The 19780-nt window shown below is 64.8% G+C and carries 22 protein-coding genes; 15 read left to right on the top strand and 7 right to left on the bottom strand.

Annotated elements, in window-relative coordinates:
* Positions 1–117: 117 nt before the first annotated feature.
* A complete protein-coding gene (locus QZ497_RS14965; RefSeq protein ID WP_295476499.1) occupies positions 118–573 on the bottom strand; it encodes a MaoC family dehydratase in 456 nt (151 codons plus the stop codon).
* A 160-nt stretch (positions 574–733) separates the two neighbouring features.
* Here QZ497_RS14965 and QZ497_RS14960 point away from each other — a divergent pair, with 160 nt between their 5' ends.
* The 3 genes from QZ497_RS14960 to QZ497_RS14950 are packed head-to-tail and all read left to right on the top strand — an operon-like array spanning position 734 to position 2411.
* Positions 734–1093, top strand: a complete 360-nt coding sequence (locus tag QZ497_RS14960) for a CidA/LrgA family protein (protein ID WP_295476498.1) — start codon at positions 734–736, stop codon at positions 1091–1093.
* Positions 1094–1095: 2 nt separating this feature from the next.
* Positions 1096–1809, top strand: a complete 714-nt coding sequence (locus QZ497_RS14955) for an LrgB family protein (RefSeq protein ID WP_295476497.1) — start codon at positions 1096–1098, stop codon at positions 1807–1809.
* Between the two features lie 11 nt (positions 1810–1820).
* A complete protein-coding gene (locus QZ497_RS14950; RefSeq protein ID WP_295476496.1) occupies positions 1821–2411 on the top strand; it encodes an LON peptidase substrate-binding domain-containing protein in 591 nt (196 codons plus the stop codon).
* Between the two features lie 105 nt (positions 2412–2516).
* On the opposite strand, the gene QZ497_RS14945 is transcribed toward QZ497_RS14950, so the two are convergent.
* Together QZ497_RS14945 and QZ497_RS14940 are read right to left on the bottom strand one after the other, a co-directional pair.
* Positions 2517–3839 carry a bifunctional DedA family/phosphatase PAP2 family protein gene (locus QZ497_RS14945; RefSeq protein ID WP_295476495.1) on the bottom strand — a complete coding sequence of 441 codons (1323 nt, stop codon included), beginning with the start codon at positions 3837–3839 and terminating at the stop codon, positions 2517–2519.
* A 2-nt stretch (positions 3840–3841) separates the two neighbouring features.
* A complete protein-coding gene (locus QZ497_RS14940) occupies positions 3842–4513 on the bottom strand; it encodes a DNA-3-methyladenine glycosylase (RefSeq protein WP_295476494.1) in 672 nt (223 codons plus the stop codon).
* Between the two features lie 258 nt (positions 4514–4771).
* Between QZ497_RS14940 and QZ497_RS14935 the strand changes: the two genes are divergently transcribed.
* The 12 genes from QZ497_RS14935 (at position 4772) to lipA (ending at position 16145) form a co-directional block, all read left to right on the top strand.
* Complete coding sequence (locus QZ497_RS14935) at positions 4772–6043, top strand: glutamate-5-semialdehyde dehydrogenase (protein WP_295476493.1); 1272 nt, start codon at positions 4772–4774, stop codon at positions 6041–6043.
* A gap of 22 nt (positions 6044–6065) precedes the next feature.
* On the top strand, positions 6066–6776 hold the full coding sequence (gene nadD / locus QZ497_RS14930; protein WP_295476653.1) for a nicotinate-nucleotide adenylyltransferase: 711 nt from the start codon (positions 6066–6068) through the stop codon (positions 6774–6776).
* Positions 6777–6782: 6 nt separating this feature from the next.
* Positions 6783–7169 carry a ribosome silencing factor gene (gene rsfS / locus QZ497_RS14925; protein WP_295476492.1) on the top strand — a complete coding sequence of 129 codons (387 nt, stop codon included), beginning with the start codon at positions 6783–6785 and terminating at the stop codon, positions 7167–7169.
* A gap of 9 nt (positions 7170–7178) precedes the next feature.
* Positions 7179–7646, top strand: a complete 468-nt coding sequence (rlmH, locus tag QZ497_RS14920; protein WP_295476491.1) for a 23S rRNA (pseudouridine(1915)-N(3))-methyltransferase RlmH — start codon at positions 7179–7181, stop codon at positions 7644–7646.
* A gap of 10 nt (positions 7647–7656) precedes the next feature.
* Positions 7657–9576, top strand: coding sequence for a penicillin-binding protein 2 (gene mrdA, locus QZ497_RS14915; RefSeq protein WP_295476490.1), 1920 nt, complete (start codon positions 7657–7659; stop codon positions 9574–9576).
* Positions 9577–9607: 31 nt separating this feature from the next.
* Positions 9608–10711 (top strand): rod shape-determining protein RodA, encoded by a 1104-nt coding sequence (gene rodA / locus QZ497_RS14910; RefSeq protein WP_295476652.1) that lies wholly within the window; start codon positions 9608–9610, stop codon positions 10709–10711.
* A gap of 17 nt (positions 10712–10728) precedes the next feature.
* Positions 10729–11736 carry a lytic murein transglycosylase B gene (gene mltB / locus QZ497_RS14905; protein WP_295476489.1) on the top strand — a complete coding sequence of 336 codons (1008 nt, stop codon included), beginning with the start codon at positions 10729–10731 and terminating at the stop codon, positions 11734–11736.
* A complete protein-coding gene (locus QZ497_RS14900) occupies positions 11736–12743 on the top strand; it encodes a septal ring lytic transglycosylase RlpA family protein (protein ID WP_295476488.1) in 1008 nt (335 codons plus the stop codon). Before mltB ends, QZ497_RS14900 begins: the two co-directional genes overlap by 1 nt.
* Positions 12744–12958: 215 nt before the next feature.
* On the top strand, positions 12959–14119 hold the full coding sequence (locus QZ497_RS14895) for a D-alanyl-D-alanine carboxypeptidase family protein (RefSeq protein WP_295476487.1): 1161 nt from the start codon (positions 12959–12961) through the stop codon (positions 14117–14119).
* A gap of 94 nt (positions 14120–14213) precedes the next feature.
* Entirely contained in the window at positions 14214–14489 is a 276-nt protein-coding gene (locus tag QZ497_RS14890) for a DUF493 domain-containing protein (protein WP_295476486.1), read from the top strand.
* Positions 14489–15136: a lipoyl(octanoyl) transferase LipB gene (gene lipB, locus QZ497_RS14885; protein WP_295476485.1), complete on the top strand. Its 648-nt coding sequence runs from the start codon at positions 14489–14491 to the stop codon at positions 15134–15136. The genes QZ497_RS14890 and lipB overlap by 1 nt, the downstream gene beginning before the upstream one ends.
* A gap of 1 nt (position 15137) precedes the next feature.
* Positions 15138–16145: a lipoyl synthase gene (lipA, locus tag QZ497_RS14880; RefSeq protein ID WP_295476484.1), complete on the top strand. Its 1008-nt coding sequence runs from the start codon at positions 15138–15140 to the stop codon at positions 16143–16145.
* 219 nt (positions 16146–16364) lie between these two features.
* On the opposite strand, the gene QZ497_RS14875 is transcribed toward lipA, so the two are convergent.
* From QZ497_RS14875 to lptE, 4 genes are all read right to left on the bottom strand, one after another.
* Entirely contained in the window at positions 16365–17690 is a 1326-nt protein-coding gene (locus QZ497_RS14875; RefSeq protein WP_295476483.1) for a lytic murein transglycosylase, read from the bottom strand.
* Between the two features lie 82 nt (positions 17691–17772).
* On the bottom strand, positions 17773–17931 hold the full coding sequence (arfA, locus tag QZ497_RS14870) for an alternative ribosome rescue factor ArfA (protein ID WP_295476482.1): 159 nt from the start codon (positions 17929–17931) through the stop codon (positions 17773–17775).
* 125 nt (positions 17932–18056) lie between these two features.
* Complete coding sequence (gene holA / locus QZ497_RS14865; protein ID WP_295476481.1) at positions 18057–19094, bottom strand: DNA polymerase III subunit delta; 1038 nt, start codon at positions 19092–19094, stop codon at positions 18057–18059.
* 42 nt (positions 19095–19136) lie between these two features.
* On the bottom strand, positions 19137–19742 hold the full coding sequence (lptE, locus tag QZ497_RS14860; protein WP_295476480.1) for an LPS assembly lipoprotein LptE: 606 nt from the start codon (positions 19740–19742) through the stop codon (positions 19137–19139).
* Positions 19743–19780: the final 38 nt, after the last annotated feature.

Genomic DNA, 19780 nt, shown 5'->3' with positions numbered 1-19780 from the left:
GAGGAGGAGTGAATCCGGGGGGAACGGATACGGAGCCGTATCACGCTTGAGAAGAGTATGCCGCAGGCTGTCAGGAGGACGAAACAGTCTGTTACGACTGTTTCGTGTCAATCGCGGTCAGGTAAAACAGAGTGTGAGCGGCTCGGCAATATAGGCCGGCTTTTCCTGGCCCTCGATTTCCAGCGTGGCGGTACCCTTGAGCAGCCACTGGCCGGGTTTCTTCTCGGTGACCTCGGCGAGCTGCAGCTTCAGGCGCACCCGCGAGCCCACCGCCACTGGCTGGATGAAGCGCACGCTGTCCAGGCCATAGTTGACCACCATCTTCAGGCCTTCGGGCAGCACCAGCAGCTCGCCCATCAGCTTGGGAATCAACGACAGCGAAAGGAAACCGTGGGCGATGGTGCCGCCGAAGGGCGTCTTGGCGGCTTTTTCGGGGTCGACGTGGATGAACTGGAAGTCTTCGGTGGCCTCGGCGAACAGGTTGATGCGTTCCTGGTCGATGGTCAGCCAGTCGGAGTGGCCAAGGTCCTTGCCGATATAGCTTGCGAGCTGGTCTGCCGGTACATAGGGCATGTATCTCTCCTTGATAGGGACAACCTACTGCTGGCGCAGTGGACCGCAGAAGATCAGCAGACTCGGGCGGCCTGGTCAAGTCGCGCCAGGGGGCTTGGCTGGCAAACCGCCTGGCATGCTTATAATGGCCGCCGCTGAATGCTCATCCGGGAGAGTCTGCATGTTGCTACGAGGATTGACGGCGCTGGTGCTGTTCCAGCTGCTGGGCACCGCGCTCAATCACCTGTTCATCCCGATCCTGCCGGGGCCGATCATCGGCATGATCCTGTTGCTGGCCTTCCTGATGCTGCGTGGCGAGGTCGACGAGCCGCTCAACCAGGCGGCCAGCAGCCTGCTGCGTTATCTGCCGCTGCTGCTGGTGCCGCCGGCGGTGGGCGTAATGGCCTACGCCGGCGCCATTGCCCGTGACTTCTGGGCGATTTTCGGCACTCTGGTGGTGTCGCTGGTGCTGTCGATGGTGTTCGTCGGCGTGCTGATGCAGAAACTCATCGAGCGCCAGGCCCGGCGCCGGGAGGCGTGACGATGTTCGACTGGCAGGGCGCCTGGGCGTCGGTCATCCACCATCCGCTTTTCGGTATCGGTATCACCCTGGGTGCCTACCAGGTGGCGGTAGCCGCCTATGAGAAGACCCGCTGGTTGTTCCTGCAGCCGGTGCTGGTATCGATGGCGATCCTCATCGGCGTGCTGCTGGCCTGTGGCCTGAGCTATGACGAATACCGCAGCAGTACGCAGATCCTCGGCGTGCTGCTGGGGCCGGCCACCGTGGCGCTGGCGGTGCCGCTTTATCTGAATCTGCGCAGGATTCGCCAGTTGTTCTGGCCAACCTTGGCTACGCTGGTGCTGGGCGGCGTGTTCGTCACCGGGCTGTGCCTGATGCTGGGCTGGCTGCTGCGTGCCGAGCCGATGATTCTCATGACCATGGCGCCCAAGTCGGTCACTTCGCCCATCGCCATGCTGGTCGCCGAGCAGCTGGGTGGGGTGGCGGCGCTGGCGGCGGTGTTCGTATTGATTACCGGGGTGCTGGGGGCGATCTGTGGTCCTGCGCTGTTGTCATGGGCCGGCGTGAACGTCCCGGCGGCCAGGGGCATGGCGCTGGGCCTGACCGCCCACGCGGTGGGCACCTCCCAGGCGTTGCAGGAAGGTGAGGAAACCGGCGCCTTCGCTGCGCTGGCGATGAGCCTGATGGGGGTGGCGACTGCGCTGTTCCTGCCGTTGGCCGTTTCTTTGGTCGTATGAAGGAGCTTGTTATGACGTTGCCGCTGTTTCCGCTGAACACCGTGTTGTTCCCCGGCTGCGTGCTCGACCTGCAACTGTTCGAGGCGCGTTACCTGGACATGATCGGGCGCTGCATGAAACGCGGTGAAGGCTTCGGCGTGGTGTGCATCACCGAAGGCAGCGAAGTCGGCGTGGCGCCGGCGGGCCACTCGCTGATCGGTTGCGAGGCACTGGTGCGCGATTTCCAGCAGCAGGACAACGGCCTGCTGGGTATACGGGTGGTGGGTGGCCGGCGGTTCAGGGTGGTGAGCACCGAGGTGCAGCGTGACCAGTTGCTGGTCGCCGACGTGCACTGGCTGGAGGACCTGCAGGAACAGCCGCTTCAGGAAGAAGACGCCGATCTGCTGGCGCTGTTGCATGCCCTGGCCGAGCACCCCATGGTCGCCTCGCTGGACATGGGCCTGGATGCCGAGGGCCAGCAGTCACTGGCCAACCAGCTGGCCTACCTGCTGCCGTTCGACGAGCAGGACAAGCTCGAGCTGCTGGAAATCGACGACCCTGAAGAGCGCCTGGGGGCGATCCAGAGCCTGCTCGACGAGATGCAGGGTGACCTGCAAGCCTGAGGAAAACCTACGTGCGTTGGCCAGCTCGCTTGGCAGCGTCACGTTCGCAACAAATGCGCTGACGTTACCGCCTTCTTCGCGGCCGAAGCCACTGCTAGCCGTTTTTCACTGCAAGTACTGGTAGCGCAGCACGGCGTGGGACAGGCCGTGAACGGCGAAGCCGCCCAGCAAGGCGGTCACCGCCGGAACCATCAGCCACCACACCCGTGGCGACATGGCCGGCAGTGGCTGGCGATGCTGCACCAGGGTCAGGCTGGCGGCGCAGACACTCAGGGCGAGCATCATGCCGGCGAGGATGTCGGTCGGCCAGTGCACGCCCAGGTAGACCCGCGACAGCGCGATGGCCAGCGCCGGGATGCCGCCCAGTACCAGCCAGGCCAGGCGCAGGCGCACCGGCTGGCTGCGACCGGCCAGTACCGCCAGGGTCATGAACAGCGCGAAGGCCGCTGAACTGTGGCCGCTGGGCATGCTGTAGCTGGTCAGTGGGTCGACCAGTACTTCAGGCCGGGCACGCGCGAAGAAGGCCTTCAGCGCGCCGTTGGCCAGCGCCGTGCCGAGCAGCGTGGCCAGGGCGAAAGCCGCATGCCGCCACTGCCGGGCGACCAGCAGCACCAGCACCACCAGGGCGGCGGCGAGAAACTGCACCTTGAAGTCGCCGATGCTGGTCACCAGCAGCACGATGTTCTGCGCCGCTTCGCTGCGGTGCTCCTGCACCAGGGTCATCAGGCCGTGGTCGAAGCGGTCCAGGTGCGGCCAGAAGACGAACAGCGCCACCATGGCCGCCAGGCACAAGGCGCTGATCAGCTTGGTCGCATACCGTTGCTGGCGCAGGCTGCTCTGCACGCTGACGCCGGCCAGCACCGCCAGTACGGCGCCGACCACCGCCGCTTCGCTCCAGAAGCCTTCGGGCAGCGGCAGGCGCACTGCCGCACCGGCGGCCCAGCCCGGCAGCAGGTAGGCGATCGACCAGCCGATGGCGGCGACGATGCTGACGGCGAGAAAGCGCGGGAAGGGCATGTCGCACATGCCGGCGATCATTGGCAGCATGGGCCGCAGCGGGCCGATGAAGCGCCCGACCAGCAGGCTGGCGATGCCGTAGCGCTGGAAATACGCCTCGGCGCCGCTCATCCATTCCGGGTGGCTGCGCAGGCCGGGTAACTGGCGAATGTTCTGATGGAAGCGGCGGCCCAGCACGTACGACACCAGGTCGCCCAGCAGGCCACCCGCAAAGCCCAGCAGCAGGACTGTGCTGAGGTCGAGGATGCCGCTGCCGGCCAGCGCCGCGATGGCGAACATCAGTACGGTGCCGGGCACCACGATGCCGGCGATGGCCACGCATTCGACGAAGGCGACGATGAAGATCGCCACGGCGACCCACGACGGGTTGGCACCCAGCCAGCCGGTAATGCTGTCGAGCCACTGGCCCATGCTCAGTTTCCTTGATCCAGAAGAAGGTAATCGCGGCCTTCGACTTGGCCGCGGCGTAACGGGTTCTGCGTACAGAAACGTGCCTGTTCGGCGTCCACGAAGCGGTACATCAGGTGTTCGTCGCGCCCGGCAGGAATGCCCAGGCGCGTGGTCTGCACGATGCGCGGCGGGCGCAGGCCGACATCCTCGACATACAGACGCTGCGGGTCGAAGCGCTGGGCGTCCCACATCGGCACCTTCAGGCCTAGAGCCCGGCACAGCAGGGTCTGGCCGGCGCAGAGACGCTCGGGCGGGCGCAGCGCGCCGCTGGCGTCGGGATTGTTCAGTTGCATGCGGGCCAGGGCGTTGGCGTCGCTCTGGGCGTCGACCCAAGGCATGCCGGACTTGATCAGCACCGCATTGCCGGGGCCCTCGGCGCTGAAGTTCAGCGAGTCGCCGCCGCGTGCGTAATACATGTAGATGTGCCCGCCATCGAGGAACAGCGCCCGGCGTTTCTCGGTGTAACCCAGCGAGGCGTGGCTGCCTTTCTCGGCCAGGTAGTAGGCTTCGGTCTCGATGATGCGCGCCGCCAGCCACAGATCGCCGACCTTGTGGCGGATGATCTTGCCCAGCAGGTCGCGGGCCAGCACCTGGGGATCGCGGTTGAAGAAGCTGTCGGGCAAGGCGTTGGGCATGGGCTGTCGCAGGCAGGGCAGGGATGCCGATCATAACAAGTGCGTGGCTGTCGTCATCCTGACAGCGGTGACGCTTTGTTGTTTCTGAAAATGACAACCGGTGTTACAGAATGCATCCGAGGTGCGATGCAGAGCCTCGCGGCAGGCGGTTGATGAAGTTTTTGCAAGGAACGCAACCATCCGCCTGTCTGCGCTGTCGTTCAGGCGGCCCGACAGCTATAATCGACCGCTTTCCTCGCTGCCAAGACCTCTGAGACCATGACTGAGTCCGTTCTTGACTACATGTCCCGCCTGGGACGCGCCGCCCGTGAGGCCTCGCGCGTGATCGGCCGGGCCAGCACCGCGCAGAAGAACCGCGCCCTGCTGGCCACTGCCGCCGCACTGGATGAGGCCCGCGCCGAACTGTCCGCCGCCAACGAGCAGGACCTGGCCAATGGCCGGGCCAACGGCCTTGAGTCGGCCATGCTCGACCGCCTGGCCCTGACCCCGGCACGCATCGACAGCATGATCGTCGGCCTGCGCCAGGTGGCCAGCCTCCCGGACCCGGTAGGTGCGATCCGCGACATGAGTTATCGGCCCTCGGGTATTCAGGTCGGCAAGATGCGCGTGCCGCTGGGCGTGGTCGGCATCATCTATGAGTCGCGTCCCAACGTGACCATCGACGCCGCGAGCCTGTGCCTGAAGTCAGGCAACGCGACCATTCTGCGTGGCGGCTCCGAGGCCATCCACTCCAACCGTGCGGTGGCCGCCTGCATCGCCAAGGGGCTTGAGGCCGCCGGCCTGCCGGCAGGCGTGGTGCAGGTGGTGGAAACCACCGACCGTGCCGCGGTGGGCGCGCTGATCACCATGCCCGAGTACGTCGACGTCATCGTTCCACGTGGCGGCAAGAGCCTGATCGAGCGCATCAGCCGCGACGCGCGGGTGCCGGTCATCAAGCATCTGGACGGCATCTGCCATATCTATGTCAGCGCCCATGCCGACCTGGCCAAGGCGCAGAAGATCGCCTTCAACGCCAAGACCTACCGTTACGGCATCTGCGGGGCCATGGAAACCCTGCTGGTCGACCAGGCGGTGGCGGCCGAATTCCTGCCGCCGATGGCCGCGCAACTGCGCGAGAAGGGCGTCGAACTGCGTGGCTGCGAACGCACCCGTGCACTGATCGAAGCGGTGCCGGCCACCGAGGAAGACTGGCACACCGAGTACCTGGCGCCGATCCTGTCGATTCGTGTGGTGGCCAGCCTCGACGACGCCATCGAGCACATCAACCACTACGGCTCGCATCATAGCGACGGTATCGTCAGTGACCACCAGGGGCAGATCCGCCGCTTCATGGCCGAGGTCGACTCCAGTTCGGTGATGGTCAACGCGCCGACCTGCTTTGCCGATGGTTTCGAGTACGGCCTGGGTGCCGAGATCGGCATTTCCACCGACAAGCTGCACGCTCGCGGCCCGGTCGGCCTGGAAGGTCTGACCTGCGAGAAGTACCTGGTGATCGGTGACGGCCAGCTGCGTGGACAGGAGCCGGCCTGAGTTGACTGAGCCTGCGCTCGCCTTGCCCCGGCGTATCGGCCTGCTGGGCGGTACGTTCGACCCTGTGCACATCGGGCACTTGCGTGGCGCGCTGGAAGTGGCGGAGCTGCTCGCGCTCGATGAACTGCGCCTGGTCCCCAGTGCCCGGCCGCCGCACCGCGAGCGCCCCAGTGTCTCGGCACAGGACCGCCTGGCCATGGTGCGCTGCGCGGTCGCGGGCGTCGCGCCGCTGACGGTGGATGACCTGGAGCTGCGCCGCGACCGGCCCTCGTACACCATCGACACCCTGGAGTCGATGCGCAGCGACATGGATCCGTGCTCGCCGTTGTTCCTGCTGCTGGGCTGGGATGCCTTCTGCAGCCTGCCGGCCTGGCACCGCTGGGAGGCGCTGCTGGAGCACTGCCACATCGTGGTGCTGCAGCGCCCCGACGCCGATGTCGAGCCGCCCGAGGCGCTGCGCGATCTGGTCGCGGCGCGCACGGTCAGCGACCCCAAGGCCCTGGACGGGCCGGGTGGGCAGATCACGTTTGTCTGGCAGACGCCGTTGTCGGTGTCGGCCACCCAGATCCGCCAGTCATTGGCCACGGGGCGCTCGGTGCGCTTTCTGGTTCCTGACGCGGTTCTGGCCTATATCGAAGCACACGGGCTGTACCGTGCGCCGAATACCGCAGGAACGCCTGGGACCGCTTCGCACGGCAAGCCCCCGAGTGCTTCCACCTTGAAGAGTGAATGAGTTTTTATGAGCAAGCAGAAACTGAACAGTGAAGAAGTCGTCCAGCTGGCCATCAGCGCCCTGGAAGACGTCAAGGGTACCGACATCCTCAAGATCGACGTCCGTGAAAAGACCAGCATCGCCGACTACATGCTGATCTGCACCGGTAGCTCCAACCGCCAGCTCAACGCACTGGCCGAGAACGTTCGCGAGAAGGTCAAGGCCGCCGGCCTGCAGCCGCTGAGCGAAGAAGGCAAAGGCGACAGCGACTGGGTGCTGCTGGACCTGGGTGATGTCGTGGTCCACGTGATGACCGCCGCTGCGCGCCAGTTCTACGACCTGGAGCGCCTCTGGCAGGGCGCCGAGCAGAGCCGTGCCGCCAGCGCCGCGCACCACACGCCAGGCAACGAATAAGGCGCTGTCGTGCGGATACGCCTGATTGCCGTAGGCTCGCGCATGCCCAAGTGGGTGGAAGAAGGCTGGCATGAGTATGCCAAGCGTCTGCCATCCGAACTGGCGCTGGAACTGGTGGAAATCCCGCTCAACACCCGTGGCAAGAACGCCGACGTGGCGCGCCTGATCCGTCAGGAAGGCGAAGCCATGCTGGCCAAGGTGCAGCCGGGCGAGCGTGTGGTCACGCTGGAAGTGCAGGGCAAGCCCTGGAGCACCGAGCAGCTGGCCGCCGAGCTGGACCGCTGGCGGCTGGATGCGCGCACCGTCAACCTCATGGTCGGCGGCCCGGAAGGGCTGGCGCCGGAGGTCTGTGCGCGCAGCGAGCAGCGCTGGTCGCTGTCGCCGCTGACCCTGCCGCACCCGTTGGTCCGTATCCTCATCGGCGAACAGATCTACCGCGCCTGGACAGTCCTGTCCGGTCACCCTTACCACAAGTAGTACACCTCGAATGTCTCAGCCGATCCGCCTCAAAGATCACGAGAAAGACGCACGCCTGGTTCGCAGCCGTGTCGTGGTCGGTGCCGTGGCGGTCCTGCTGCTGGTGTGCGTGCTGATCGCCCGGCTTTACTACCTGCAGGTCATCCAGTACGACTACCACTCGACCCTGTCGGAGAACAACCGCGTCCACGTGCAGCCGATCCCGCCGAGCCGGGGGCTGATCTACGACCGCAACGGCGTGGTCATCGCCGACAACCGCCCCAGCTTCAGCCTCAGCATGACCCGCGAGCGGGCCGGCGACTGGGCCAAGGTGCTCGACACCATTGTCGATATCTTGCAACTGACCCCCGATGACCGGCTGATCTTCGAAAAGCGCATGAAGCAGGGGCGTCGGCCGTTCGAGCCGGTGCCGATTCTTTTCGAGCTGACCGAAGAGCAGATCGCCCTGATCGCCGTGAACCAGTTCCGCCTGCCTGGCGTGGAAGTGGTCGCGCAATTGGTGCGGCATTACCCGCAAGGGCCGCATTTCGCCCATTCGGTGGGCTATGTAGGGCGGATCAACGAGAAAGAACTCAAGAGCCTCGACCCGATCAACTACAGCGGCACCCACCACATGGGCAAGACCGGCATCGAGCGCTTCTACGAGGACGACCTGCATGGTCAGGTGGGTTACGAAGAGGTCGAGACCAACGCCCGCGGCCGGGTATTGCGGGTGCTCAAGCGCACCGACCCGATTCCCGGCAAGGACATCGTACTGAGCCTCGACATCCAGCTGCAGGAAGCCGCCGAGGCGGCGCTGGGCGGGCGGCGTGGCGCGGTGGTGGCGCTGAACCCGAATACCGGCGAGGTGCTGGCGATGGTCAGCGCACCGAGTTTCGACCCCAACCTGTTCGTCACCGGCATCAGCTTCAAGGCCTATGCCGAGCTGCGCGACTCCATCGACCGGCCGCTGTTCAACCGTATCCTGCGCGGCCTGTACCCGCCGGGTTCGACCATCAAGCCGGCGGTGGCCATTGCCGGCCTGGACGGCGGCGCGATCACCCCGACGTCGCGGGTATTCGACCCCGGTTTCTACCAATTGCCCAATTACGATCACAAGTACCGTAACTGGAACCGCACCGGCGACGGCTGGGTCGACCTGGACACCGCGATCATGCGCTCCAACGACACCTACTTCTACGACTTGGCGCACAAGCTGGGCATCGACAAGCTGTCGATGTACATGAACAAGTTCGGTATCGGCCAGAAGGTCTCGCTGGACATGTTCGAGGAGTCGCCGGGGCTGATGCCGTCCCGTGAGTGGAAACGCACCACCCGGCGCCAGGCCTGGTTCCCTGGCGAAACGCTGATTCTCGGTATCGGCCAGGGCTACATGCAGGCCACGCCGCTGCAGCTGGCCCAGGCCACTGCGCTGGTGGCCAACAAGGGCAAGTGGATTCGTCCGCACCTGGCCAAGACCATCGAAGGCCAGCCGCCGGTGGACCCCAATCCGATGCCGGACATCGTCCTGCGCGACCCCAACAACTGGGCGCGGGTCAACCATGGCATGCAGGAAGTGATGCACGGCGCCCGGGGTACCGCCCGCAAGGCGTCCATCGGCGCGCAGTACCGGATTGCCGGCAAGAGCGGTACCGCGCAGGTGGTGGCGATCAAGCAGGGCGAGAAGTACGACCGCAGCAAGGTCCAGGAGCGCCACCGTGACCACGCCCTGTTCGTCGGCTTCGCGCCGGCCGACAATCCGCAGATCGTCGTAGCGGTGATGGTCGAGAACGGCGAGTCCGGTTCCGGTGTCGCCGCGCCGGTGGTGCGCCAGGTGATGGACGCCTGGTTGCTCGACGCCAGCGGCCACCTCAAGCCCGAATACGCCAGTTCGTACAACCCAGAGCGCGGTAGCGCGCCTGCCGTGGAGTCCACCGCCCGTGAAGAGTAATTTCGACCGGGTGCTGTCCAGCGAAGACGTGATGCGCCGCCGCGCCACGCTGCTGCAGCGCATGCATATCGATGGCCCCCTGCTGGTACTGCTGCTGGTGCTCGCCGCCGGCAGCCTGTTCGTGCTGTATTCGGCCAGTGGCAAGGACTGGGACCTGCTGCTCAAGCAGGCCAGTTCGTTCGGTCTCGGCATCGTGGCGATGATCGTCATCGCCCAGTTCGAGCCGCGCTTCATGGCGCGCTGGGTGCCGGTGGGCTATGTGATCGGGGTGGCCCTGCTGGTGGTGGTGGACGTCATGGGCCACAACGCCATGGGCGCGACGCGCTGGATCAACATCCCCGGGGTGATCCGCTTCCAGCCGGCGGAATTCCTCAAGATCCTCATGCCGGCCACCATCGCCTGGTACCTCTCCAAGCGCACGCTACCGCCCCAGCTCAAGCACGTGGCGATCAGCCTCGGCCTGATCGGCATTCCCTTCGTGCTCATCGTGCGCCAGCCGGACCTCGGCACCTCGTTGCTGATCCTCGCCTCGGGCGCTTTCGTGCTGTTCATGGCCGGCCTGCGCTGGCGCTGGATCCTCAGCGTGGTAGTGGCGGTGGTGCCGGCCTCGGTGCTGATGTGGTTCTTCTTCATGCACGACTACCAGAAGCAGCGTGTACTGACCTTCCTCGACCCGGAAAGCGACCCGTTGGGTACTGGCTGGAACATCATCCAGTCCAAGGCGGCGATCGGCTCCGGCGGGGTGTTCGGCAAGGGCTGGCTGCTTGGCACCCAGTCGCACCTGGACTTCCTGCCGGAAAGCCATACCGACTTCATCATCGCGGTGCTGGGCGAAGAGTTCGGCCTGGTCGGCATCTGCGCGCTGCTGATCATCTACCTGCTGCTGATCGGTCGCGGGCTGGTCATCACCGCCCAGGCCCAGACCCTGTTCGGCAAATTGCTGGCGGGTGCGCTGACCATGACCTTCTTCGTTTACGTCTTCGTCAACATCGGTATGGTCAGTGGCCTGCTGCCGGTGGTAGGGGTTCCGTTGCCCTTCATTAGCTACGGAGGAACTTCGCTGGTGACCCTGCTGTCAGCGTTTGGCATTTTGATGTCGATTCACACCCATCGGAAATGGATCGCACAGGCTTGATTAAGGTGAACAATTCAATGCAAGCAGCCTTCAACCTGGCCCGCTGCGTACCGCTGGTCGGCCTGATGGGACTCCTCAGTTCGCTGCAGGATGCCGAGGCCGGCTCCTACGATGGCTCGCCCCAGGTGGCCGAGTTCGTCGGCGAGATGACCCGCGACTATGGCTTTGCCGGCGAACAGCTGATGGGGGTGTTCCGCGAGGTAGAGCGCAAGCAGGCCATCCTCGACGCCATCTCGCGGCCGGCCGAACGCGTCAAGCCGTGGAAGGAATATCGCCCGATGTTCATCACCGACGCGCGCATCGCCCGCGGGGTGGACTTCTGGCGCCAGCACGAGGCCGCCCTGGCCCGCGCCGAGCGCGAATATGGCGTGCCGGCGCAGATCATCGTGGCGATCATCGGCGTAGAGACCTTCTTCGGCCGCAACACCGGCAATTACCGGGTGATCGACGCCCTGTCCACCCTGGGCTTCGACTACCCGCCACGTGCCGACTTCTTCCGCAAGGAGCTGCGCGAGTACCTGCTGCTGGCCCGTGAACAGCAGGTCGACCCGCTGACCATCAAGGGCTCGTACGCCGGTGCCATGGGCCTGCCGCAATTCATGCCGAGCAGCTTCCGTGCGTATGCCGTGGATTTCGACGGTGATGGCCACATCAACATCTGGACCGACCCGGACGATGCCATCGGCAGTGTGGCCAGCTACTTCAAGCGCCACGGCTGGACGGCCGGGCAGCCGGTGGTCAGCCGTGCCAAGGTGTTCGGCGACCAGGTCGAGCAGGGCCTGAGCCCCGGGCTCGACCCGGTGATGAGCCTGGGGGAGTTGCGAGGCCTGGGCTGGTCAAGTCATGATGCGCTGCGCGACGACCTGCCGGTCACCGCGTTTCGCCTGGAAGGTGACAACGGCCCTGAATACTGGATAGGGTTGAACAATTTCTATGCGATCACTCGCTATAACCGGAGTGTGATGTACGCCATGGCGGTCTATCAGCTGTCCGAATCACTGGTTCAAGCTCGAGGCGTCAAGTAATGCGGGCAAGTACCTCTGTAAAACTGCTGCTGTGCGTCGGAATCGGCGTGGTACTGGCCAGCTGCTCGTCGTCCAGCCGTTCGCCCCAGAAGGGCAACAGCCAGGCTGTGCGTTCGATGCCGGGCCTGGACATCAACCGTGCCCACAAGGATGGCGCGCCCTGGTGGGACGTGGATATCTCGAAGATTCCCGATGCCACGCCAACCCTGCACACCGGGGCCTTCAAGGCCAACCCCTACACGGTGCTGGGCAAGACCTATTTCCCGATGAACGACGGTCGGCGCTACGTGGCCACCGGCACCGCCTCGTGGTATGGCACCAAGTTCCATGGCCAGAACACCGCCAACGGTGAGGTCTACGACCTGTATGGCATGAGCGCTGCGCACAAGACCCTGCCGCTGCCGACCTACGTCAAGGTCACCAACCTCGACAACAACCGCAGCGTGGTGCTGCGCGTCAACGACCGCGGGCCGTTCTACTCCGACCGCATCATCGACCTGTCCTACGCTGCCGCGAAGAAACTCGGTTATGCCGAAACCGGTACCGCGCGGGTCAAGGTCGAGGGCATCGACCCGCAGGAATGGTGGGCCCAGCGCGGCCGACCGGCGCCGCTGATGCTCAGTGAACCCCAGGTGACGCCGCAGCCGGCGGCGCCTGCCATCACCGCTTCGACCGGCAGCATCGAACAGTACACGCCGCCGCCCCAGCAGCACGCGGCACCCCAGGTGCCCCTGCAGGCCGAGGCAAAAAAAAACGTTTCCGGATCAGCCGATGGGCTGTTTCTCCAGGTCGGAGCCTTCGCCAACCCGGATGCTGCGGAGCTGCTGCGCTCGAAGCTGAGCACGATGGTCCGGGCGCCGGTGTTCGTCAGTTCGATCGCGCGCAACCAGCAGACACTCTATCGCGTGAGGATGGGGCCGGTCGCGACGCAGGGTGAAGCCCAGCAGCTGCAGGACAGCGTCCGCTCCGCCAACCTGGGGCAACCCAGTGTGGTGACAGCCGACTGATCGCGCCACCCGCTTGCGGGTGGCGGTTTCTTCGCACCATCTCCGAACCTGCCGCGCAGAGCAGAAGAGGCGGTGCAGCCGGCAAGGCCCCGATGGCCTTGCCCGCCAGGTACGGCCTGGTATCACGGAGCCCGGAGGAAGGCGCGACCTTCGAAGGGTTCTTGAGTTTTGCCCGCGAGGGCAGGTTATGCCCATTTAGCAATTTCGAGAGACGGATGAACATCACAACCTTTGCAAAACGTTTGTGCCTGCTGGTGCCATTGATGATCGCCCCGGCAGCCTGGGCCGCTGAACAGATGACTCCGGCCGCACCGCAACTGGCCGCCAAATCCTACGTGCTGATGGATGCCTCCAGCGGCAACGTTCTGGTTGAGAGCAACGGTGACCAGCGCCTGCCGCCCGCGAGCCTGACCAAGCTGATGACTGCCTACATCGCGACCCTGGAAATCCGTCGCGGCCAGATCGGCGAGAACGACCCGGTTACCGTCAGTGAAAACGCCTGGCGCACCGGCGGCTCGCGGATGTTCATCAAGGTGGGTAGCCAGGTGAGCGTCAGCGACCTGCTGCACGGCATCATCATCCAGTCGGGCAACGACGCCAGTGTCGCCATTTCCGAGCACATCGCCGGCAGCGAAGACGCGTTCGCCGACATGATGAACAAGACCGCCGGCGACCTGGGCATGACCAATACCCACTTCATGAACCCGACCGGCCTGCCGAACCCCGATCACTACTCCTCGGCCCACGACATGGCCATCCTGGCGCGAGCCATCATCCACGAAGACCCGGCGCACTACGCGATCTACTCGCAGAAGGAGTTTTTCTGGAACGGCATCAAGCAGCCCAACCGCAACCTGCTGCTGTGGCGTGACAAGACCGTCGATGGCCTGAAGACCGGCCACACCGACGAAGCCGGCTATTGCCTGGTGTCGTCCGCCGTGCGTGATGGCATGCGCCTGATCGCCGTGGTGTTCGGTACCAACAGCGAGCAGGCCCGTGCCGCCGAGACCCAGAAGCTGCTGACCTACGGCTTCCGCTTCTTCGAAACCCAGAACTTCTACCAGAAGGGCCAGGAGCTGGCTCAGGCGCCGGTGTGGAAAGGCACCGCCCGTCAGGTCAAGGCCGGCCTGGCCCAGGACCTGAGCCTGACCATGCCCAAAGGGCAAATGAAGAAACTCTCGGCCACCATGACCATGAACCCGCAGCTGATGGCCCCCATCAACAAGGGTGACGTGATCGGCAAGGTCGAAGTGCGTTCGGAAGACAAGGTGGTACACACCGCCGACCTGATCGCCCTGGAAGGCGTCGAGGAAGGTGGCTTTTTCCGCCGCGTGTGGGATAGCATTCGCCTGTTCTTCTTCGGCTTGTTCAACTAAGCCGCTAAGTCATTACCGCCGACCTTCTCGCGGCCTGCCCTTACAAGGGGCGGGCCGCGTGTCCGTCGTCAGGGCTTGTGAGACCTTTACTGCCATGACCGATACCGACGTCCAGTCGCCCAAAATCGAATTCCCCTGCAACGACTACCCGATCAAGGTGATCGGCGACACCGGTGTAGGCTTCACCGATACCGTGATCGAGATCCTCAGCAAGTACGCCAAGGTGGACCTGAACACCCTGGCCGAGCGGCAGAGCAGCAACGGCAAGTACACCACCGTGCAACTGCATATCGTTGCCACCGGTGAAGAACAACTGCGTGACATCAACAGCGCCCTGCGCGCCACAGGCATCGTGCACATGGTGCTGTGATGGGCGATGTCCTGGGCATCCGCGAGCTGGGGCTGGTCGACTACACCCAGGCCTGGCACGCGATGCAGCGTTTTACCGACACCCGTGGCCGCGAAGCGACCGATGAAGTCTGGCTGGTGCAGCACCCGCCGGTCTTCACCCAGGGCCAGTCCGGCAAGGCCGAGCATCTGCTGCTGCCGGGCGACATTCCGGTGGTGCAGGTCGATCGGGGTGGCCAGGTGACCTATCATGGTCCCGGCCAACTGGTCGCGTACCTGCTGCTGGATGTACGCCGCAAGGGCTGTGGTGTGCGCGAACTGGTGACGCGGATCGAGAACAGCCTGATCGATCTGCTGGCCAGCTACGGTGTGAAGGCCGTAGCCAAGCCCGATGCCCCGGGTGTGTATGTCGACGGGGCCAAGATCGCCTCGCTGGGCCTGCGCATTCGCAACGGCTGCTCCTTCCATGGCCTGGCGCTGAACGTCGACATGGACCTGGAGCCCTTCAGGCGTATCAACCCCTGCGGCTACGCAGGGCTGAAAATGACCCAGCTGAGCGAACATGCCGGGTCCATCGAATTTGCCGAGGTAAGTGCCCGGCTGCGTGCGCAGCTCGTCAGACACCTCGACTATGCTGAGCAGGCGACCCTTACGGGCGGAATAGACTGATATGACTGATACCGTGCAAACCCTGATCCCCACGCTCGACGTGTCCGAGCGAGCGCCCCGTCCCAAAGTCGAAGCCGGCGTCAAGCTGCGTGGCGCGGAGAAAGTCGCACGCATTCCGGTCAAGATCATTCCGACCGTCGAGCTGCCGAAGAAACCCGACTGGATCCGCGTGCGCATCCCGGTTTCCCCGGAGGTCGACCGTATCAAGCAACTGCTGCGCAAGCACAAGCTGCACAGCGTCTGCGAAGAGGCGTCCTGCCCGAACCTGGGCGAGTGCTTCTCCGGCGGCACCGCGACCTTCATGATCATGGGCGACATCTGCACCCGTCGCTGCCCGTTCTGCGACGTCGGTCATGGCCGGCCCAAGCCACTGGATGTCGACGAGCCAAAGAACCTGGCCGTTGCCATCGCCGACCTGGGCCTGAAGTACGTGGTCATCACCTCGGTGGACCGCGACGACCTGCGTGACGGTGGCGCCCAGCACTTCGCCGACTGCATCCGCGAGATCCGCGCGCTGTCGCCCAACGTGCAACTGGAAACCCTGGTGCCCGACTACCGTGGCCGCATGGACATCGCCCTGGAGATCACCGCCGCCGAGCCGCCGGATGTCTTCAACCACAACCTGGAGACCGTCCCGCGCCTGTACAAGGCTGCGCGTCCTGGCTCCGACTACCAGTGGTCGCTGACCCTGCTGCAGCGCTTCAAGCAGATGGTCCCGCACGTGCCGACCAAGTCCGGCCTGATGCTGGGGCTGGGCGAGACCGACGACGAGGTTATCGAGGTCATGCAGCGCATGCGCGAGCATGACATCGACATGCTGACCCTCGGCCAGTACCTGCAGCCGTCGCGCAACCACCTGCCGGTGCAGCGCTTCGTGCACCCCGACACCTTCGCCTGGTTCGCCGAGGAAGGCTACCGCATGGGCTTCAAGAACGTGGCGTCCGGCCCGCTGGTGCGTTCTTCGTACCACGCCGATGAACAGGCCAAGATCGCCAAGAACATGCTCTGATCAAAACAGCGCAAACAGAAAAGGCCGGGTAGCGATATCCGGCCTTTTTCATGCGCGCATGAAAAGCGTTGGGGTCACCTATTCATTTCGCTCTTGTGGGAGCGAGCTTGCTCGCGAAGAGGCCGATGAACGCGGCACATCTGCTGTGAACGTGACGGCCACTTCGCGAGCGACGGGCTGGCGGTCTGCCAGCCGTCTTCAACAGCGCTACAGAGCCCCTCAGGGCTGGCGCAGGCTGTTGAGCAGTTCGTGGGTAGGGTAACCGTCGGCGGGCCAGCCAAGGGCCTGCTGGGCGCTGCGGATGGCCTTGCGGGTATTGGCGCCGATGATCCCGTCCGGGGCGCCGGCGTCGTACTGGCGTGCGCTGAGCAGGGTCTGCAGCTCGATGCGTTCGGAACGGCTCAATGGCAGGTCGGTACGCGGCCAGGTGCCCACGATGTAACCGGCCCCTTTGAAGCGGTCGGCCAGCAGATTGATGGCCAGGGCGTAGGAGGTCGAGTTGTTGTACTTGAGCACGGCGCGGAAGTTGTCCAGCACCAGGAAGGCCGGCCCCCGGTAGCCTGCCGGCAGTATCAGCGAGGCCTGTTGCTGGCTGGCCGCCACTGGCAATGGGGTGCCGTCAGGAAGTTTCAGGCCCAGCGCCTGCCACTGCATCAGGCTCTTGCGGATGCTCGGGTCGGCCAATGCATAGTCGAAGTTGCTGCCCAGCACCACTTCGTAGCCCCACGGCTGGCCACGCTGCCAGCCAGAGCTTTGCAGGTAGTGTGCAGCCGAAGCCAGAGCGTCGGTGGGGCTGGTCCAGATGTCACGGCGCCCGTCGCCGTCGAAGTCCACGGCATGGGTGTTGTAGGTGGTCGGCATGAACTGGGTCTGGCCCATGGCGCCCGCCCAGGAGCCGAGCATGCGCTCGGGCGTGATGTCGCCCTGCTGGAGGATCTGCAGGGCGGCCAGCAGCTGATTCTGTGCGAAGGTCGGACGACGGCCTTCATAGGCCAGGGTGGCCAGAGAGCGGATCACCGATTGCGAACCCTGGAACTGGCCGAAATTGCTTTCCATGCCCCACACCGCCACCAGCGCCTGGCGGTCGACACCGTACTGCTGTTCGATGCGCTGCAGCTCGGTGGCGTACTGGGTCAGCAGGCTCTGGCCCTTGCGTACCCGCGCATTGGAAATCGCGCCCTCGAGGTATTCCCATACCGGGCGGCTGAACTCGGGCTGACTGCGGTCGGCCTTGACCACGCTCATGTCCGGGGTGACACCTGCGAACGCCTTGTCGAAGACATCGGCACGGATACCGGCCTGCAGGGCCTGGTTACGAAAGCCTGCCTGCCACTCGTCAAAACTCATGGTGGGCTGGATGGCCAGGTTCTGGTCGATCTGCAGGGGCTGGGCGGGCGTCAGCACTGCGGGGGCATTGGCCTTGCTGGTCTGCAGGGGAGTGGCGTCGGCGGCAGTCGGTTTTTCGGCGCAGGCGACCAGGGCGACGAGGCTTGAAGCGGTGATCAGCTGGCGCAGTGGCCAGTGCCGGGTAAAACAGGAATGCATGCTGGGGTCCAGAAAGGAATACCGTTTAGATGCAGACCTTAACATGCCAGCGTTGTTGCAGGGGTGCCCAAGGTAACTGCATTTATCGATGGGCCAGAAAGCAAGAAGCCTCCCAGTTTTTCGACTGGAAGGCTTCGCGGCGGTAGCTGCCCTTGCCCTTGGCCGGGCGTTCCTGGCGGCTGCGGAACAATGGCTGGGCGATGATGGATTTGGCCTTGTTGGGCCGCTTCTGTTTGCTCATGGCGGTATCCCTTGGATGAATGGCGAGCGCATGATCGGACATGTTCCGACACGTGTCCAATAGGTCTCTGCTATGGCCGGTGTCGTTACGGTGGGACCGGCTTCAGTCGGGAACGGGCGCTGCACTCATTCGGCCGGCAACCCCAGGCGCTGGCCGGACATCAGCACGGCCAAGCGTGCCAGGCTGCTCCAGGCCGAGCCGGGCGCCTGGCCTTTGATCTGTTCGTCGATGCGTTGCGCTTCCAGCAGCAGCTGGCTCCAGCGCTTGGCGGAAAGCCGCTGCAGGGCCTTGCTCATCAGCGGCTTGCGCTTGTCCCACACCGGTGGCCGGGCCGAGCTGAACACCTTGTCCAGCGGCATGCCCTGGCCGTATTGCAAGGCCATGGTCGCCAGCGAGCGCAGCTCGCGGGTCAGCGCCCAGAGAATCACCGGCGTCTCCACTCCCTCGCCGCGCAGCCCTTCGAGCATGCGCAACGCGTGCGCGGCGTCGCCATTGAGAACCGCATCGGTCAGGCCGAAGACGTCAAAGCGCGCGCTGTCGGCCACCGCCGCCTGTACCGTTTCCACGGTGATCTGGCCTTCTTCGGCCATCAGCTTGAGCTTCTCGATCTCCTGGGCTGCGGCCAGCAGGTTGCCCTCGACACGTGCGGCGATCAGTTCGACGGCGTCCTGGGTAGCGGCCAGGCCTGCCTGCGAAAGGCGCTGGCGAATCCACTGCGGCAGCTGGCCGGCGTCCACCGGCCAGATCTGGATGAACTGGCACTGCGCGCCTTCGATCAGCGCCTTGCCCCACTTGGTCTTCTGCGCGCTGCCATCGAGCTTGGGCAGGCTGACCAGCAGCAGGGTGTCTTCGGCGGGCCGCGAACAGTACTCGATCAGCGCCGCGGCACCCTTGTCGCCAGGCTTGCCCGAAGGCAGGCGCAGTTCCAGCAGGCGGCGTTCGGCGAACAGCGACAGGCTGGCACCCGCCTGCAGCAGCGTGCCCCAGTCGAAGTTGTTGTCGGCACTGAATACCTGGCGTTCGTCGAAGCCCTGCTGACGCGCGGCGGCGCGAATGGCGTCGGCGGCTTCCTGGCAGAGCAGCGGATCGTCACCACTGACCACGTAGACGGGGGCCAGCGGGCCTTGCAGGTGTTTGGCGAGTTGCGCGGGAGCGAGTTTCATCGGCGGGCAGGAGCGGGGCCAGCGAGCTGGCCCCTTGCTGGCTTAGCGGCCAGGAATTTCGATGGGCGACTGTTGCGGGGTCTCGTCACGCAGGCGCTGGGCCTCCTGGCGAGCCTGCTCTTCGGCACGGGCCACGTCATCGGCACGGGCCTGCAGTTTTTCCAGGTACTCAGGCGTCATCTGTTGCAGGCGGGCCAACAGGCGCTGGATCAGGTCGTGGCGCATTTCCTGACGAACCTGGGCGGCTTCCTGGTCGGAACCGGTCAGGTTGTTGCCGTCGTGGACGTACACGCGGTCGACGCTGATCTTCTCGCCCAGCAGGAAACGGTCCTGCATGCCGTGGATCTCGAAGTTCAGGGTCGAGGTCAGTTGGTACTCGGCGGAGCGGCCAGAGCCGGAGTAGCTCGCGGTGCGCTGGGTTTCAGCCTCGTTGACCAGGATCAGCTTGTACTGCGCGCCAGGGTAGATCTTCACGCCACCTGCGGTCAGCAGGCGGTTGAGCTGGGTCACGGTCTCGCCGTAGGCGTTGCGTGCGCTCAGGTCCAGTTCCTTGAGCGGCAACTCGTTGCTGCCGGTGCCGCGCAGCTGGAAGCCACAGGCACTCAGGAGCACGGCCAGGCCGACTACCAGCAGATTGCGTTTGATCATCTCGATACTCCCCTTGAATCCTTGAGGGCCGCGACGCG

It is taken from the genome of uncultured Pseudomonas sp. (assembly GCF_913777995.1).
Lineage (GTDB): Bacteria > Pseudomonadota > Gammaproteobacteria > Pseudomonadales > Pseudomonadaceae > Aquipseudomonas.
Note: the sequence above shows the minus strand (reverse complement) of the source record. Positions and strands in the feature narration are given on the sequence as shown.